The following is a 16656-nucleotide window of genomic DNA, read 5'->3' as shown; positions in this document are numbered from 1 at the left end:
ATCCCAAGACACAGCCATGGCTATCGCGGCTGCGCGACGACGGCTCCGGGAACGTCCTCTCGAGACGACGGTGCTCCTCTCGATTATCGGCTACGCGCTGGTGATCGGGACGTTCGTCCTCGATCTGCCCATCTACCCCGATCTGACCCTCTCGCAGGTGAACACGCTCTCGCACCTGACCGCGATCATCAACGCGGTGACGACGGTGTTGCTCGTGTTCGGCTGGTACTGGATCAAAGTCGGCGAGATCGAGAAACACCGCGCGGCGATGGGGAGCGCGTTCGTCTCGATCATGCTGTTTCTTGTGGTTTACCTCCTTCGCGTCGGCGGCGGCAGCGGCGAGAAGTCGTTCGTCGGACCGGACCTCGTCACGTACGCCTACCTGATCATGCTCGCGATCCACATCATCCTCTCGATCGTCGCCGTCCCCGTCGTTCTGTACGCGTTGGTTCTCGGACTCACTCACACGCCCGCGGAACTCCGAGAGACCGCCCACGCTCGCGTCGGTCGGATCGCTGCCAGCGCCTGGATCTTGAGTCTCGTGCTGGGGGTCGTCACCTACGTCTTGCTCAACCACGTCTACGATTACGAACTCGCGGCGATGATCGTTCCGATCGGGTTCTGAACGAGCGTCTCTCCTTTCGGTTCTGGTCAACCGCTTACCAGCCGGCAGGCTAAACGGTCAGTCCGTACGCGGGATCGAGTACGCACCGAACCCGAAGGCGACGACCGCGAGCACCGCGAGGATACCGAGATTCGCGAGTGCAGGCTCGAGCCCGAACACCGATGCGGTCCCCCCGTCGGGATACGTCGCGGCTCGTACCCCGCGGGAGAAGTACGTCAGCGGCGAGAGGTTGACCAGCGGCCCGAACCAGCCGGGAAGCTGCTCGAGCGGGATGAACGTCTCCGAGAGAAAGAGCAGCGGGAGGCCGATGGCGTTGCTCGCCGCGACCGCGCCGTCCTGTGAGTCGGTGTAGCTGCCGAGCATGGAGCCGATCCCGCAGAAGCAGACGACGCCGACGAGAATGTACGCGACGACGAGCGGGGAGAACGCGATTTGTGCCCCCGTCAGAACCACGACGAGCACGAGAATCAACAGACTCGCGAGCGCGATGATCGCGGCGTTGACGAGCGTCTGGCCGAGCAGCCACTCCGAGCGCGTCACCGGCGTCGTCGCGAGCTTTTCGAAGCGGTTGCCCTCGCGGTGGCGAGCGACTTCGCTGCCGAGGCGCGAAAACGGCGTGAAGAGGACGACGACGGCGAGGTAGCCGGGGACGTAGTACGCCGCCGGCTCCGCGAACAGCCCGCCGCCGGTCGGATCGGTCTGGATCAGCGCGCCGAAGATGACGATCAGGATCACCGGGAAGAAGAAGGTGAAAAAGACCGCCGTGCGCCGTCTGACGAACGCCCGCCACCCGGCGCTGGTCTGGGCGCGAACGCGTCCGAGCCGACTCATCGGCTCCCCTCCGCGGATCGGTCCCGAGCGCCCTCGAGTTCGGCGTTGGCCACCTGTCCTTCGAGTTCCCCCTCGAGCGATCCCGAGTGGCCCGTTCGAGCGGCTTCCGCGTCGTCGGCGAGTTCGAGGTACGCGCGCTCGAGGTCCGGTTCCGACCAGGTGAGACTGGTGTACTCGATCTCCTCGGCCTCGAGCACGTCGACGACGGTCCCGATGGCGGTCGGCGAAATGGCTTCGAAGACGAGCGCGCCGTCTCGAGCGTCGATCTCGGTAGCATTGATCTCGGCCACATCGGTCTCGGCGGCACCGATTTCAGCCGCATCGGTCTCGGCCTGACGACCCTCGAGCCCGTCGAAGAGATCGGTCGAGACCCGTTCCGCCGTTTCTATCGTGAGCCGACTCGCGCCGCCGTACTTCTCGACCAGCGTCGCCGGCGGCCCGGACGCGACAAGCGAGCCGTCGGCGAGCAGCCCGACCCGGTCGGCCAACCGCTCGGCCTCGGCCATGTCGTGGGTGGTGAGCACGACCGTCGTTCCCTCCGCCGCGAGGCCTTCGATCAGTCGCCAGACGGTTCGCCTGCCAGCGGGGTCGATACCCGTCGTCGGTTCGTCGAGAAAGAGCACATCGGGGTCGTTGACCAGCGCGCTGCCGACGCAGACGCGCCGTTTCTGGCCGCCCGACAGGTTCTCGTACCACGTCTCGCCCGCGTCCGCGAGCCCGACATCGGCGAGGACGGCCTCGGGGTCGCGCGCGGCGTCGTAGAGCCCGGCGTAGTACTCGAGCAGTTCGCGCGCGCTGAGTCGATCCGGCGGGGAGAACTCCTGCGGGAGGACGCCGAGCCGGCTCTCGTCGACGGCCGTCGGTTCGCGCTCCCACAGCCGCGCCGATCCAGCGTCCGGGACCGTCGTGCCGGTCAGCGAGCGAACGAGCGTCGTCTTGCCGGCCCCGTTGGGCCCGATGAGGGCGAATATCTCGCCGTCCGCGACCGAGAGCGAGACGTCCTCGAGGGCGACGGTCTCGCCGTACGTCTTCCTGAGACTCGAGGCCTCGACTACGGCAGTCATGCGTGGCGATAGCCACCCGTTCGGGGTAAGAGGTTCGATTCGGCCGCTCGCCGGCGAGCGGCCGGCAGGTCCGCGGGTCTTGGACACCGCGACATATTTGTGAGCTCGCACCCTCCGATTTCGCCACCAGCTATGATGGAGCAAGCGGAACGAGTGCTGCGTCGGGACCCCGTGATGGCGGAGCTCGTCGACCGGTACGACCCGTACGTCGAACCGGACTGGACGGCCTTCGAACGGCTGTGTATCTCCATTATCAACCAGCAGCTGTCGACCGCGAGCGCTGCCGCGGTCCGAGAGCGGGTCTTCGAGCACTTCGACGGCGAACTGACGCCATCTCGGGTGCTCGAGGCCGAGGAACCCCCGCTTCGAGAGGCGGGGCTCTCGACGATGAAAGTCGAGTATCTGAAAAACGCCGCTCGAGCGTTTCGGGAGAACGACTACACGCGATCGGGGCTCGAAGACCACTCCGCCGAGGAGGTACGCAACCGGCTCACCGAGATCAAAGGAGTCGGCGAGTGGACCGCGAGGATGTTCCTGCTGTTCGTGCTCGAGCGGCCTGATATCCTTCCGCTGGGAGACCTCGCCGTTCGTCGGGGGATCGAACAGCTCTACGGCGACGGCGAGGAGCTCTCGCGTGATGAGATGCGCGAGATCGCGGAGCGCTGGCGTCCGTACCGGTCGGCCGCGACGCGGTATATTTGGGCCGAGTACGAATCCGACGACTGAAAATCCGGGAGCTGTGGCGTCGTTTCTCGCGCGATAAAGCGCCGTCTAGCGCGAAAACCGTTACACGGCAGATAAAGAGCACCGTCCGCATGCGTACCGTTATACCGCAAATAGAGCGTCGTCCGTCGCGCGTCCTCTCACCCCTCGAGCAGCGACCGCGAGGAGTTCGCCAGGATGAGCAGGCTCGTCGTCGCCACGGCTGCGGTCGCGAAGAACGGGTTCAGCGCGCCGACGAGAGCGAGCGGGATCACGAGCGCGTTGTAGACGAACGCCAGCCCGAGGTTTTGCCTGACTCGTCGTCGGGCGGCCCTCGAGAGCGCGAACGCCTGTTCGACCGACGCGAGGTCGTCGTCGACGATCGCCAGATCGGAGGCGTCGGAGGCGAGCGCCGTGCCGCTCCCCATCGAGATGCCGAGGTCGGACCGGGCCAGCGCCGGCGCGTCGTTCGTCCCGTCGCCGACCATCGCCACGCGACCGTCTTCCTGGAGTCGACGGATGGCCGCGGTCTTTCCGGTCGGCGGCACGTCCGCGAGCACCCGATCGACGCCCGGATGCCGGTCGAAGAAGTCGGTCGCGCGTTCGTCGTCGCCGGTCAGTACGACCACGTCGATCCCGTCGTCGCGCAATTTCGTGACCGTCTCGTCCCACTCCGCTCGCAGTTCGTCGCCGACGATAACGACGCCCGCCGCGTGTCCGTCGACGCCGACGACGACGGGGAGCCGGCCGAACCCGCGGGCGTCCGCAACTCGAGACTCGATCGCATCCGCGAGTTCCCAGCCCCGCTCGCCGAACAGATCGGGGTGGCCGACGAGTATCCGTCGACCGTCGACGACCCCCTCGACGCCCGCGTCGTGGGTCTGGAACTCTTGGACCCGTCGATCGTTGGACGCCGAATCGAGGTCGTCGCCGCCGTCCGGTCGGTCGAGCGCCGCCGTCGAACCGTCCTCCTCGTCGGCGAACGCCCCCGAATACTCGTCCTCGGCGGCGAACACCGACGCGAGCGCCGTCGCCGCCGGATGGGAGGCGCGCCGTTCGATCAGTCCGGCGGCCGCCAGCACGCCGTCAGGCGCGTCCGCCTCGAGGACGGTCATATCGCCGGTCGTGAGCGTCCCGGTCTTGTCGAAGACGACGACGTCCACGGCGCGAAGCCGCTCGAGGACGGTCTCGTCGAAGACGACGATCCCGCGTTCCATCGCGTCGGCGATGCTCGAGGCGACCGAAAGCGGCGTCGCGAGCGCAATCGCCCACGGGCTCGCGACGATGATGGCGAGGAGCGAACCCATGACGACCCCTGTCGGCCCGTCGCCGAGGACGAAACGCACCGCACCGACGAGAACGGTGACCGCGACGACCAGCGGGACGAACGTCTCGGCGAGGTCGTCGGCCCGACGCTGGACGCCGTGGGCGGCGCTCTGGACGTTCCAAACCGCCTGCGTGAGTCGGTCGATGCTGCTTGTGGTTTCGTCGCCCACTCGCACGACCGCGGCGTCGCTCGTGACGACCGACCCCCCGATCACGGCGTCGCCCGGCGCTTTCGACACCGGGAGCGATTCGCCGGTGACGACCGATTCGTCGACCGTACACGCGCTCTCGACTAACACGCCGTCGACCGGGATTCGCTCCCCCTGGCGAACCAGCACTCGGTCGCCAGCCTCGAGCGCGTCGACGGGGACGTCGTCCGGCCCGTCGTCCTCGAGACGCCGGGCCCGGTCGACCTGCGAGATCGTCAGTTCGGTGAGTCGGTTCATCGCGCGGCGCTTGACCGTCGACTCGTAGTACACGGCGGCCATCACCGTCGCCGCGACGACGATGGTAAGGTCGTAGTAGACGTCGTTCCCGCCCAGTAGCACGGAGGCCGTGCCGTAGACGTAGGCGCTTATGATCGTCAACGCGGCGAGTACGTGCGTGTTCGGTTCGCGTAGTTTCAGGCTGACGTACGCACCGCGCAGGAGGGGCATCCCGGTCAGGTAGAGGACGACGCCGGTCAGTACGGTAAAGAGGCGCACGAAGAGCATGCTATCGAACGTGTCGAACGCTCCCGCGTACAGCGACAGCAGCCACCAGTCGCTGATCGAGGAGAGATAGACCGGGTACAACACCGCGACGAACGGAACCAACAGGAAGGTTCCGAAGACGATGCCGACGACGTACCGGACCTCGAGCATGTCCTCGCTTCTGCGCTTTCTGATCCCGGTCATCTCGCGCGACCGACGGGTCGTTCCGGTACCGGATGCGCCCGTTTCAGATTCGGCGGTCGCATCCGAGCGGCGGTACGCCGTGTATCCGACTCCGCTCAGCGCGTCTCGAAGGGCGGTCTCCGAAATCGCCTCGGGATCGTGATCGACCCGCACCGTCTCGGTCACGTAACTCGCCGCGACGTCCTCGACGCCCGCCTGCGCGGCGGCAACGGCCTCGAGGAACGATTCGCACGAGGCCGAGTGCATGCCGTCGACGCGGTAGAACGTTCGAACGAATTCGCCCGTCGATCGTTCGCCGGGAACCGCCGAATCGGCCCCGTCGATCGACTCGGGTCGATCGCTTGACTCAGAGCTAGCGGTCGACTCGGATGGTTCGCTCGACTCGAAGGGACCACCGGGCGCGCCGAGTTCGTCGTACGCGCCGCGACACCCCGACGAACAGAACCCGTCGGGGCGGGAGTCGGTGGCCGATCCGTCGACCGATCCGACTGTGGACTCCGCCAGCGTCGCTCCGCAGAAGCGACAGCGCTCGCGGTCCGCTCGAGGGTCGCTCACACGGTGTTCGTTGGGTTGGCGAGCTACAAATACTGCCGGTGTTCGATCGCGGTGATGCCGACTACTCCTCTTCTTCGGGCGTGTCTGGCGCGTCTCGGTCGATGCGCTTGCTCACGTCGACGCGGTAGTTCCCGAGGATGTCCCGGCCGAGGAGAACGGGGTAGTCCATGTGGCCTCGGTCTTCGACGCTGGCGGTGACCGTGTGGCGGTTGCCGCCGACGCCGACGACGATGTCGACCACCGGCCGGCTCTTGGAGGTCTTCGAGCTTCCCGACTTGACTCGAGTGACCGATTTGATCGGCCCGGCACCGATGTCGGCGGCGAGGCTGGTGTCGATGCTCGTTCGCGTGGCTCCGGTGTCGGATTTTGCCAGCACCGATTTCGACCCGCTCGTCCCCGAGAGGACGACTTCCTCGGTATAGCCGATCGTCGCCGGTTCGTCGTTGGTCGTCGCGGGCTCCGGCGGCCGCGCCGAAGGCTCCGTATCGTCGAGCGTTCGGCCGAGTTCCTCGACGCGGTCGTCGTCGACTGTGCCGCCTGCCCGTTCGATAGCGAGTTTCGCGATGTGCGGAGCCGGGCTGACCCCCGTCGCCTCGTACAGTCCCTTGAACCCGGCCGTGGGGTTCACCTCGAGGACGTACCAGCCTCATCGCCTTCGACGAGGTCGACGCCCGCGTAATCGAGTCCGATGGCGTCTGCAGAGTCTCGAGCCATCTCCGCCGCGACGTCGGGGAGGTCGTCCGTCGCGTCTTCGACCGCTCCGCCGAGTGCGACGTTCGTTCGCCAGTCGTTGTCCGGCGCGTACCGGTACATCGCGCCGACGATTTCGCCGTCGACGACGTAGACGCGCAGGTCGCGGTCCGGTCCGTCGCCTTCGCCGATGAGTTCCTGTAAGAACGCGTATCGGTCGCCGACCTTCGCGTTGACCATGTCGTCGGGGCCGACCTTCCACGTGCCGCCGCCGTGGGTTCCGATCGCGGTCTTGTAGACGGCCTGCTCGCCGTACTCGTGTCGGGCGGCGTTGAGTCGGTCGCTACTCAGCGCGAGCAACACGTTCGGAACGCGAACGCCGTTTGCCGCAAGCGTCCCCGCCGTCGAGAGTTTGTGAATCGCGGTCAGCACCGATTCGGGACTGTTGAGCATCGGGACGAGCGGCGAGAACGTGTTGATCAGACCGAGTTCTTCGCAAGGCTGTTCCGTATTCGAGAGAAGCATCCGGTTCGCGATGATATCGACGTCGGGCTCGAGGACGACCGATCCGTCGGCCACGCGTACGCTCGTGTTCTCCTCACGGAGCCACTCGGTGTCGTGGCCCAGCGCCTCGACCGCGTTGAGGATCGCCTTCGTCTCTTTGCTCGTGTGAAGACTGAGAACACCGACCGTTACGGAATCTGCCGTAGTCATACTCGACAAACACCGACTACCCGCAAAAGCGTTTATAAAATTATCGGCCAATGGTATGTGTGAACGAGTCCATTCATCGTTGCCATCCAAGCGGTCCCGTATCGGCGATTACGTCTTCCGCGTTGATCTGATATTTTCGTTCGGGTCAACCGCAGTCAGTCGAGATCCGCGTTCACGTGACGACCGACTGAATCTGCTGGAGGTCGAGCAACCCACTCGCGACCGCGAGCGCCCCCCACGTGACGACCCCCACCGCGATCGCGCCGACCAGCATGACGAGACTCGAGATCAGCGGCGTGACCAACAACACGGCGACGGCCATCACCCCGGTGATCCCGCAGATGCGACCGAACGAGCGCGCGAGCGACTCGAGGTGCAGGGTCAGTTCGCTGTGGACGATATACAGGTTCACCAGCACGTACACCGTGTGGGTCGCGACGGTCGCGATCGCCGCGCCGACGACGCCGATCGTCGGGATCAACGCGATATTGAGCAGGAGGTTCGCGGCCGACGTTGCGCCCTTCGCGATCGCGCGGGAGCGGGCGCGACCGAGATAATCGAGGCTATCGCTCGTGAGATTCGTAATCGTCTGGAGCACGATAAACAGCGAGAACACCTGCACGATCGGGACAGCGCCAGCGTACTCGGCTCCGAACACCATCGTCATGAGCGGTTCGGCGACCAGCGCGAGCCCCACTGCCGCCGGGACGTAGAGCAACATCGCGTTCGTCAACGCCGTCTCGTAGATTCGTCTCGCCTCCTCGAGTTGTCCCGCGACCTTCTGCTCGCCGAAGTTGGGCGAGATCGTGAACCCGAGTGACTCCGCGGGAGCGAGGAGGAAGTCGGAAAGCTGTTTCGCGAGCGTGTAGAACGCGACGGCGACCGGATTGAGAAAGAACCCGACGAGAACGATGTCGATCTGTTTGTCGACGACGTTCGCGCTTCGTGTCGCCGTCAGCGGGACGCTGTACTCGAGTACGCGCCGAGAGAGCCCGTCTTCGAACTCCGCTACCCCTTCGTATTTCCGGTAGACGGTCCGATAAAGCCAGACGAGGCCGACGGCCGCGGCGATCGCGTAGCCGACGATGTAGCCGAAGAACGCGCCGAGAGCGCCCAGCCCTGCCAGAACGAACAGAACGGCGAACACGAGTCGAGCCGCCCCGCTGATCGCCTGAATCGCGGCGCTGTAGACGAGTTCGTTGTACCCCTGGAAGACGATCTGCGCGAAGACGTTGAACGAGTTGACCGTGATATAGACCACGCCGGCGGCCAGAAACGGCGCGGCTCCGGGGTCGCCCAGCAGACTCGCGATGTGCTCGTGAAAGAGCAACAGCGTGTACGCGACGATCCCGATCACGATCAGCTTCGCCGTGACGGTGCTCCGCAGGAGGTGTGGAATCTGACCGGGGTCGTCTTCCCGATACTCGGCGACGTACCGCGCGGCCGACTTGCCAAGGCCGACATCGGCGAACAGCTGTACCACCGCCAGTATCCCGATCGCCCAGTACAGTTCGCCGTAGCCCGCCGGATCGAGTAAGTACCTGGCGAGGACGAGCATCAACAGCGAACTCGAGACCATGTAGACGCCACGAGCGACGAGCGTCGCTTTGAACCCGCGGACGATGTGCGCTTGTCTATCCATGTGCGAACTGCTCCGAGCGAGATAACGGACTGGCCGCCCAGCCCGTAGCTGCTCGATATCGTCACGAACGGCCTTTCTGGGGATTGTAATGGACGAACAACAGCCGGAAACTTCATGCTACACTGACCACTCCTCGCTCCGAAACGTCCCCGCGGCCACACTGTCGTCTCGAACTAACCACTTCGGTGGTCGAACGTGCTACCGTTCGGTGATCGAACGCACTACGGTGATCGAACGCGTTAGAAATGGCGACCCCGTTCGAGTTCCGCAATTGCACTCGCTCGAGATATCGAACGCGTTATAGATACGACGCGTCCCAGCGGGTCGCCTTCCGCCGGTTGCCACAACTGTTGCACTCGATCCGACCCATGGTGTCCATCGCGTTGTCGATCGAGTCACAGTTCCCACAGAGCCAGCCGTAGCGGTCCTCGAGTTCGTCGGTGCCGTAGGCGGGGGTAAAACGGCGATTCCGAGCCGCGAGCGGCTTCGCCGTAGCTCACGTACACGTTCTCGCCGTCGATTTCGCGTTGGTCGACCGCCTTCCAGTCCTCGTCGGCTTCGGTGTCGGATTCGACGTAGATGTTCTCGGCAAAGGTTTCGTCGCCGATGTCGACCTCGCGCTGTCCCGCCCGTTCGAAGCCGTGATCTTCGTAGAAGCGGTTGCCGCCCTCGTTGTCCGCGAGGACGAAACACCGGACCTGATCCGCGCCTTCCTCGAGCAGACGCTCCCGCGTGCGGACCAACAATCGGACGCCCATTCCGCTCGATCGGTGATCGGGGTGGACGTGCAACCAGAGGAGCTGTCCGGTTCCGTATCGCTGTCCTACGAGCACGCTCTGGGAGAATCCCGCGATCTCGCCGTCGCGTTCGACGACGAGAAACAGCGTGTGGTCGTCGCGAACGTCCTCGGCGAAGGAGTCGCCGTACCACTGCTCGAGAGCGCCGGCGACCGTTTCCTCCGACAGAAAGTCCGTGTACAGCGACTCGAGCGAGTCTCGTGCGACTCGGCGAATCTCGTCGACGTCTTCCTCGGTTGCTTCACGAAAGTCCATGCCTCATACTAGCATGGCATCGTACAAAACATATGCCATCGGGGGAACGTTCGCCGGTTGGTTCCGTCGGCAGAATACGTTTTATATCTGGACCCGACAGGGAGAACATGACCGATACTCGTCCCGACGATCCACCCGATATCGAGTCGAACGATTCGACCGACAACGACGTCTTCACGTACAACGGCGGTCGCGTCGATCCCGGGGAATCCGTCAACATCAGATACGGCATTAGTGAAACGTATCTGGGCGATCCCGTTCGGATCCCCGTAACGGTCGTCAACGGTCAGTACCCGGGACCGACGGTCTTTCTCTCGGCCGCGGCCCACGGCGACGAACTCAACGGGATCGAGGTCGTCCGTGAGGTCGCACACGACTGGGACCACGCGGAGTTACACGGGGCGCTGGTCTGTTTGCCCGTGATGAACGTTCCCGGATTCCTCGCTCAAGAGCGGTACCTGCCAATTTACGACCGCGACCTCAACCGATCGTTTCCGGGCAGAGAGGGATCGACGAGCGCGCGCCGGATGGCCCACCGAATCTTCACGAACTTCATCGAACCCTGCGACCTCGGGCTGGACTTTCACACCTCGACGCGCGGGCGGACGAACATGCTTCACGTCCGGGCCGATATGGACCACACCGACATCGTCCGGCTGGCGAACGCGTTCAGTTCGAACGTTATCATCGACGGACAGGGGCCGTCGGGAACCCTCCGTCGCGAGGCGACCGACACCGGCGTCCCGACGATCACGATCGAGATGGGCGAGGCCCACCGCTTCCAGCGCTCGCTCATCGATCGCGCCCTGACCGGCGTCGCGAGCGTCTGCGCGGAATTCGGCCTCCACCGGGACTCCGCCGTCCACTGGCCGGGCTGGCGTATCCTGATCGACGACACCGACGAGAAGACGTGGCTGCGCGCCGACGCCGGTGGGATGGTCGATATGAAACACGGCCGCGGCGAACTCGTCGAGGAAGGCGACGTGATCTGTACGATCACCGATCCGTTCAAAGAAGAGGAGGACATCGTTTCGGTCGAAGCGCCGTTTACCGGCCTGATCGTCGGCGTTCTCGAGAACCCCGTCGTCTATCCCGGCAACCCGCTCTGTCACCTCGTCGGACTCGAGCCCGAGACCCGGACCGCCCTCGAGCGCGAGCGGACGGACGTGGATCCGCTGTTGCGCTATCTCGAGTGATCCGCGGCGGGGGTTCGACCACTATCGTTCTCGACCGTCGATTCCGACGGTGCTCGAAACTGCTAACTAGCGCGTTCGGAACTGACGACCGTCTCGGAGTATGCAGGTCGGTCGTTTATCGACGGCGATCACGACGCCACAGGCATGAGCGAACGAAGCGACCGGTTCCTGATTCTCTTGATCGCGGCGACCGGACTGCTCGTACTGCTCGTCGGCTGGGAACTGGCTATCGTTGAGGCGCTCCAGCGGGACCTCGCCGGCCGCGTCGAGGTCATTCTATACGCCGCCGTAATCGCCGTGTTCTTGTTAGTCGGGGTCGGTGCGTGGATCGAAACCAAACGGATCGACGAGAATCGAGACTAAGACCGGCTGACACGTCGGCCAAAACATGAAAAACAGTGGAACGTGACTCGGCGGTATGGCTCAGGAAGCGAACTGCCCGCACTGCTCGGAAGATGTGATGGTTAACATCGACTGGACCATCCTTCGAACGAGAAAGAAGCCCCCGACGGTCACTAGCGACTTCTCGAAATCCGCGGTGTGTACCGAATGCGGCGAAAAATTCGCTTGCAAGGTCGACACGCCGTATTGAGCGACGGGACGCGTATCTCCCTACCGGTTCGGCCCGTCGCGATATCTCGTTTCGGCTGAACTAACCGACAATTGGCAAGAACTTTAAAATAGTTCTTCTCTAAACAACGAAATGGGGCAGGGAGATATAGGCACCTTTGCCGAACGGTATTCGATACCGACGTTCCCATACCCCGAACTGATATATGTCGAAAAGGCCTCCCCCGGCCTTTTCTACGACATGGTGTCTGATCGCGGGTGTCTCTCGCTACTGCGAACGCGCTCTCTCAATAGAACAGAACACCTTCCAGCTCTGGGGTTAGTACCGTGACAGCTTCGGAATCGTCGATCGGCTCATCCCCGATTCACTCCCCTGTGAGTTGTATTTTTCCGGTTTCGTCGCCCAACTTCGAATCCAAGAAGTAACTTCTATACCCCCGCGGGCTAACCCACCATATGAGTGTATGAGTCAGTCTTACAATCGCGGTCTCATCGAGGACTTCGGCCGGTGGAAGGAGTTCTCGGCTGGGATGTGGGCGTGGATTTTCCACAAATTCACCGGGTGGATGCTGATCGGCTACCTGTTTACCCACATCGCCGTGTTGAGCACAGCAATCGGTGCGGCGAACGGACAGATGATGATGGTCGGCGGTGAAGAGGTGAACGTCTTTACGGGCACGATCCAGGGCCTCGAGGGGCTCTTTATCGTTCGCGTTCTCGAGGTCGGACTCCTCGCGGTCGCAGTCTTTCACATCCTCAATGGCGTGCGACTGCTGATGGTCGATCTCGGGATCGGTCTCGAGTCTCAGGACAAGAGTTTCTACGCGTCGCTGATCTTGACGGGTGCGATCACCGTCGCGAGCGTTCCGACGTTCCTCTCGGGGGTGGGCTTCTGATGGCGGAGCGTTACTCCTCGTTCACGCCCGGCGGAACCGGTTGGCTCCTCCAGCGGATCACCGCCGCATTTCTGGTCGTCGTCCTGGCGTTTCACTTCTTCCAGTTGCACTTCGTGACTCACGCCGCCGAGGTCACCTTCGCGGGGACTCAGGCGCGAATGGAAAATCCAGGGTACTTCCTCGCGATGGTGCTGTTCCTGATTACGGCCGCGTTCCACGGCGTTAACGGCATCTACAACGCGCTCGTCAACCAGGGACTCTCCGGAACCCCGAAGAAAGTCGTCTTGGCTATTCTCACACTCTCGGGGCTCGCACTCGTCGCACAGGGTATCTACGTCGCGATCGTCATGGCGGGAGGGAGCATTTCATGAGCACACAACAGCAAGAACAACCCGACACGCAGGAAGCACCGGCCGACCCCGAGATGAAAGGGGCCGAGTCGCCCCAGCAGGAGCGACTCGAGAAGAAAGAACAGGGACTGGCCGAAGCCGAATCGGTCGACGAATCCGACGTCGAGGGCGAGTCGGTTCACCTGAAGGTGTTCCGGTACGACCCCGAAGTGAGCGGCAAACAGGAGCCGCGATTCGACGAATTCCATGTCCCCTTCGAGAAGGGGATGACCGTTCTCGACGCGCTGATCTTCGCGCGCGACGAGTTCGACTCGTCGCTTACCTTCCGACACTCCTGTCGGCAGGCGATCTGCGGATCGGACGCCTTCTTCATCAACGGCTCGCAGCGACTGGGCTGTAAAACCCAGATTTCGGCCCTTCAACAGCCGATTCGCGTCGAACCGCTTCCTCACCAAGAGGTCGTCAAGGACCTGGTCGTCGACATGGATCATTTCTACGACCAGATGCACGCCGTCGAGCCCTACTTCCAGCAGGAAGACCTCCCCGAGGGTGAACTCGAGGAGCAACGACAGGACCGAGAGAACCGCGAGAAGGTCAAGATGTCCACGCGCTGTATCTGGTGTGGCGCGTGTATGTCCTCGTGTAACATCGCGGCCGGCGACAACCAGTACCTCGGTCCGGCGGCGATCAACAAAGCGTACAAGTTCGCGATGGACGAACGCGAGGACGAGGAGATCAAAGAGCACCGACTTCGGATCTTAGAGCAGGAACACGGCGTCTGGCGCTGTCAGACCCAGTTTTCCTGTACGGAGGTCTGTCCGAAAGACATCCCCCTCACGGAGCACATTCAGGAGCTCAAACGTGAGGCAGTCAAGAAGAACCTGAAATTCTGGTAAACCATGTACGAACACGACGTAATCGTGGTCGGCGCGGGCGGTGCCGGCCTCAGAGCAGCGGTCGCGGCGCACGAGGCGGGAGCGGACGTGGCGATGGTCACGAAGCTACACCCGGTTCGAAGCCACACCGGCGCGGCGGAGGGTGGTATCAACGCCGCGCTTCGTGAGGGCGACGACTGGGAACTCCACGCCTACGACACGATGAAGGGCTCTGACTACCTCGGCGACGCGCCGGCGGTCGAAACGCTGGCCCAGGACGCCCCTGAGGAGACGATTTCCTTAGAGCACTGGGGGATGCCCTTCTCTCGAGAGGACGACGGCCGCGTCTCACAGCGACCGTTCGGCGGTCTCTCTTTCCCGCGGACGACCTACGCGGGCGCGGAGACCGGCCATCACCTGCTGCATACGATGTACGAGCAGGTCGTCAAACGGGGCATTCAGGTCTACGACGAGTGGTACGTGATGAACCTCGCGACCTCCGACGAACCCGATCCGAACGATCGGACCTGCCACGGCGTCGTCGCCTACGACGTCCAGTCGGGCACCGTCGAGGGATTCAAAGCGAACGACGGCGTGATCCTCGCGACCGGCGGTCCCGGACAGGCGTTCGATCACACGACCAACGCCGTCTCCTGTACGGGCGACGGTCACGCGATGGCATACCGTGCGGGCGTACCGCTCGAGGACATGGAGTTCATCCAGTTCCACCCGACGACGCTCCCCTCGACCGGCGTGCTCCTCTCGGAAGGTGTTCGCGGTGAGGGCGGCATTCTCTACAACGACGAGGGCGAGCGGTTCATGTTCGAGTACGGTTACGCGAACAACGACGGCGAACTCGCCTCTCGAGACGTCGTCGCGCGGGCCGAGCTGACGGAAGTCAGCGAGGGACGTGGCGTCGAAGACGAGTACGTCCACCTCGACATGCGCCACCTCGGCGAGGAGCGAATCATCGACCGTCTGGAGAACATTCTCCACCTGGCGGAGGACTTCGAGGGTGCCGACGGACTGGTCGAGCCGATGCCGGTCAAACCCGGCCAGCACTACGCGATGGGCGGCATCGAAACCGACGAAAACGGCGCGACCTGCGTCGACGGACTCTACGCGGCCGGCGAGTGTGCCTGCGTGTCCGTCCACGGCGCGAACCGTCTCGGCGGAAACGCGCTCCCCGAACTCATCGTCTTCGGCAAGCGGGCGGGCTATCACGCCGCTGGCGGCGATCTCGGCGAGGCCGAGATCGATACCGGTTACACCGATTCCGTCGAGGACGAAGACGACACCGAGTTCCCCGTCCAGCCGGGTTCGGCCGGCCTCGAGCCGACGGGCGACGACGTTGCGGCCGACGGTTCCGGACAAGTCGCCGACGCAAACGGCGTGCTCGAGCGAGCCGTCGAAACCGAATCCGAACGCATCGATCGGCTGATGAACAAAGACGACGGCGTCCAGCACGCCGAAATCCGGTCGAAGCTCCAGAAGGCGATGACCGACTACGTCAACGTCTTCCGGACCGAAGAGGGCATCAAGCAGGCCCTCGAGGTCATCCGCGAGTGCCGTGAGGAGTACCGCGATGTCTACGTCGCAGACCCCTCGACGACGTTCAATACCGACCTCCAGATGACATACGAGACCCGGAACCTGATCGACGTGGCCGAGACGATCGCACTCGGCGCGCTCGTCCGCAACGAGTTCCGCGGTGCCCACTGGCGACAGGAAAACCAGATCCGCGACGACGAGAACTGGCTCAAACACACGCTGGTCTCCTGGAACGGCGGCAAGCCGTCGATCTGGTACCGGCCGGTCCTCCTCGAGGGCGAGGACAAAACCTACGAGCCGAAAGAGCGCAGCTACTGAATCTCGAACTCGTTTTCGCGAACTGGGCCCATCGCACAGGCGGTTGCTCACGTCTTTGGAAGCCGGCGTTCTGTCTCGAGGTGGGCTTGTCCGGTCGCTTCTACCAGCCGATGGCCTCTACCATGTCCACGCCGACGCGAGATGTTCGATGACCTTGTATCCGACGTAGATCCCGATGATACCCATGATTCCGGGGAGCTCCGGCGGAGCCGGAATCGGGACGTTGAGAAATCGGAACAGTGCGCCGGTCGCCACCCCGACCAGGAGTGCGATGACGGTAAGTTGGGTCGACATTCACCTCTTACTCGCAAATCAGTGGACAAAAATTGCTCCGTCTGACCTTCCCGGCCGTCGAAGCCCTGATACCCGATACCAGTGAACAATGGTTCGACGATTCCCGAAATCGACCACGCAGGCGGGCGTCCGCCGACGTGACCGATATCGACGACCGACGAACTCCGCTTCGACACGCCGCAGTCACCCCTTTCCCCAGTCCGTTTTCGACGATCGTTGTAGTATGGATTTATTATCGTCGAAACAGACAGCATCGAGTATGACACGCTCAGCGACGACGACTCTCGACGCGTCGGTTCCGACCGATCTCGACTCCGCGCGGGCCAAACTCGTCTACCTCTATCTCGCCGCGACCGGCGGCGCGACCGCTGACGACCTCTGTGACGATCTCGAAGTCACGAAGGGGACCGTCCTCTCGATTGCGGGAACCCTTCGAGAGCGCGGCTATCTCGAGCGACGGGACGGCCGGTACGAACTCGCGTAGGTGTTTCGACAGCGCCTCGAGAGAA

General features: G+C 63.6%; 13 protein-coding genes and 3 pseudogenes. 9 read left to right on the top strand and 7 right to left on the bottom strand.

Annotated features, from left to right (window positions below):
* Nucleotides 1–16 precede the first annotated feature (16 nt).
* Nucleotides 17–625, top strand: coding sequence for a DUF420 domain-containing protein (locus EL22_RS02270; RefSeq protein WP_050049970.1), 609 nt, complete (start codon nt 17–19; stop codon nt 623–625).
* 57 nt (nt 626–682) lie between these two features.
* Here the strand turns inward: EL22_RS02270 and EL22_RS02265 are convergent, their stop codons facing one another.
* Nucleotides 683–1456 (bottom strand): ABC transporter permease, encoded by a 774-nt coding sequence (locus tag EL22_RS02265; protein WP_050049969.1) that lies wholly within the window; start codon nt 1454–1456, stop codon nt 683–685.
* Entirely contained in the window at nt 1453–2520 is a 1068-nt protein-coding gene (locus tag EL22_RS02260) for an ABC transporter ATP-binding protein (protein ID WP_050049968.1), read from the bottom strand. The genes EL22_RS02265 and EL22_RS02260 overlap by 4 nt, the downstream gene beginning before the upstream one ends.
* Before the next feature lie 132 nt (nt 2521–2652).
* On the opposite strand from EL22_RS02260, the gene EL22_RS02255 reads away from it, so the two are divergent.
* Nucleotides 2653–3246 (top strand): DNA-3-methyladenine glycosylase, encoded by a 594-nt coding sequence (locus EL22_RS02255; protein ID WP_050049967.1) that lies wholly within the window; start codon nt 2653–2655, stop codon nt 3244–3246.
* A gap of 137 nt (nt 3247–3383) precedes the next feature.
* Here the strand turns inward: EL22_RS02255 and EL22_RS02250 are convergent, their stop codons facing one another.
* From EL22_RS02250 to EL22_RS02235, 4 genes and pseudogenes are all read right to left on the bottom strand, one after another.
* Nucleotides 3384–5999, bottom strand: a complete 2616-nt coding sequence (locus tag EL22_RS02250) for a cation-translocating P-type ATPase (RefSeq protein WP_050049966.1) — start codon at nt 5997–5999, stop codon at nt 3384–3386.
* Nucleotides 6000–6060: 61 nt separating this feature from the next.
* Nucleotides 6061–7403: pseudogene (locus tag EL22_RS02245) on the bottom strand (RimK/LysX family protein).
* Between the two features lie 172 nt (nt 7404–7575).
* A complete protein-coding gene (locus EL22_RS02240; protein WP_050049965.1) occupies nt 7576–9045 on the bottom strand; it encodes a flippase in 1470 nt (489 codons plus the stop codon).
* A gap of 298 nt (nt 9046–9343) precedes the next feature.
* A pseudogene (locus EL22_RS02235) lies at nt 9344–10097 on the bottom strand (GNAT family N-acetyltransferase).
* 107 nt (nt 10098–10204) lie between these two features.
* Here EL22_RS02235 and EL22_RS02230 point away from each other — a divergent pair.
* The 6 genes from EL22_RS02230 (at nt 10205) to EL22_RS02205 (ending at nt 15853) form a co-directional block, all read left to right on the top strand.
* Nucleotides 10205–11293 carry a succinylglutamate desuccinylase/aspartoacylase family protein gene (locus EL22_RS02230; RefSeq protein ID WP_050049964.1) on the top strand — a complete coding sequence of 363 codons (1089 nt, stop codon included), beginning with the start codon at nt 10205–10207 and terminating at the stop codon, nt 11291–11293.
* Between the two features lie 144 nt (nt 11294–11437).
* Nucleotides 11438–11656, top strand: coding sequence for a hypothetical protein (locus EL22_RS02225; RefSeq protein WP_050049963.1), 219 nt, complete (start codon nt 11438–11440; stop codon nt 11654–11656).
* 671 nt (nt 11657–12327) lie between these two features.
* The gene (gene sdhC / locus EL22_RS02220; RefSeq protein WP_050049962.1) at nt 12328–12759 is read left to right on the top strand and encodes a succinate dehydrogenase, cytochrome b556 subunit; all 432 of its coding nucleotides are present in this window, start codon (nt 12328–12330) and stop codon (nt 12757–12759) included.
* Entirely contained in the window at nt 12759–13130 is a 372-nt protein-coding gene (locus tag EL22_RS02215) for a succinate dehydrogenase (RefSeq protein ID WP_050049961.1), read from the top strand. The genes sdhC and EL22_RS02215 overlap by 1 nt, the downstream gene beginning before the upstream one ends.
* Nucleotides 13127–14005 carry a succinate dehydrogenase/fumarate reductase iron-sulfur subunit gene (locus EL22_RS02210; protein ID WP_050049960.1) on the top strand — a complete coding sequence of 293 codons (879 nt, stop codon included), beginning with the start codon at nt 13127–13129 and terminating at the stop codon, nt 14003–14005. Before EL22_RS02215 ends, EL22_RS02210 begins: the two co-directional genes overlap by 4 nt.
* Nucleotides 14006–14008: 3 nt before the next feature.
* The gene (locus EL22_RS02205) at nt 14009–15853 is read left to right on the top strand and encodes an FAD-binding protein (RefSeq protein ID WP_050049959.1); all 1845 of its coding nucleotides are present in this window, start codon (nt 14009–14011) and stop codon (nt 15851–15853) included.
* A gap of 100 nt (nt 15854–15953) precedes the next feature.
* Here the strand turns inward: EL22_RS02205 and EL22_RS02200 are convergent.
* A pseudogene (locus EL22_RS02200) lies at nt 15954–16147 on the bottom strand (XapX domain-containing protein).
* 259 nt (nt 16148–16406) lie between these two features.
* Between EL22_RS02200 and EL22_RS02195 the strand changes: the two are divergent.
* Nucleotides 16407–16631 carry a helix-turn-helix domain-containing protein gene (locus EL22_RS02195; RefSeq protein WP_050049958.1) on the top strand — a complete coding sequence of 75 codons (225 nt, stop codon included), beginning with the start codon at nt 16407–16409 and terminating at the stop codon, nt 16629–16631.
* Nucleotides 16632–16656 lie beyond the last annotated feature (25 nt).

Origin of the sequence: Halostagnicola sp. A56, assembly GCF_000691505.1 — an archaeon.
Taxonomy (GTDB): Archaea; Halobacteriota; Halobacteria; order Halobacteriales; family Natrialbaceae; genus Halostagnicola.
This window is presented reverse-complemented; position numbering and strand designations above follow the sequence as displayed.

What these genes read in the sequence shown, in the direction of transcription:
- EL22_RS02270 (WP_050049970.1), top strand. Translation starts at nt 17, where the DNA reads ATGGCTATCGCGGCTGCGCGACGACGGCTCCGGGAACGTCCTCTCGAG.
- EL22_RS02265 (WP_050049969.1), bottom strand. Translation starts at nt 1,456, where the DNA reads ATGAGTCGGCTCGGACGCGTTCGCGCCCAGACCAGCGCCGGGTGGCGG.
- EL22_RS02260 (WP_050049968.1), bottom strand. Translation starts at nt 2,520, where the DNA reads ATGACTGCCGTAGTCGAGGCCTCGAGTCTCAGGAAGACGTACGGCGAG.
- EL22_RS02255 (WP_050049967.1), top strand. Translation starts at nt 2,653, where the DNA reads ATGATGGAGCAAGCGGAACGAGTGCTGCGTCGGGACCCCGTGATGGCG.
- EL22_RS02240 (WP_050049965.1), bottom strand. Translation starts at nt 9,045, where the DNA reads ATGGATAGACAAGCGCACATCGTCCGCGGGTTCAAAGCGACGCTCGTC.
- EL22_RS02230 (WP_050049964.1), top strand. Translation starts at nt 10,205, where the DNA reads ATGACCGATACTCGTCCCGACGATCCACCCGATATCGAGTCGAACGAT.
- EL22_RS02225 (WP_050049963.1), top strand. Translation starts at nt 11,438, where the DNA reads ATGAGCGAACGAAGCGACCGGTTCCTGATTCTCTTGATCGCGGCGACC.
- sdhC (WP_050049962.1), top strand. Translation starts at nt 12,328, where the DNA reads ATGAGTCAGTCTTACAATCGCGGTCTCATCGAGGACTTCGGCCGGTGG.
- EL22_RS02215 (WP_050049961.1), top strand. Translation starts at nt 12,759, where the DNA reads ATGGCGGAGCGTTACTCCTCGTTCACGCCCGGCGGAACCGGTTGGCTC.
- EL22_RS02210 (WP_050049960.1), top strand. Translation starts at nt 13,127, where the DNA reads ATGAGCACACAACAGCAAGAACAACCCGACACGCAGGAAGCACCGGCC.
- EL22_RS02205 (WP_050049959.1), top strand. Translation starts at nt 14,009, where the DNA reads ATGTACGAACACGACGTAATCGTGGTCGGCGCGGGCGGTGCCGGCCTC.
- EL22_RS02195 (WP_050049958.1), top strand. Translation starts at nt 16,407, where the DNA reads ATGACACGCTCAGCGACGACGACTCTCGACGCGTCGGTTCCGACCGAT.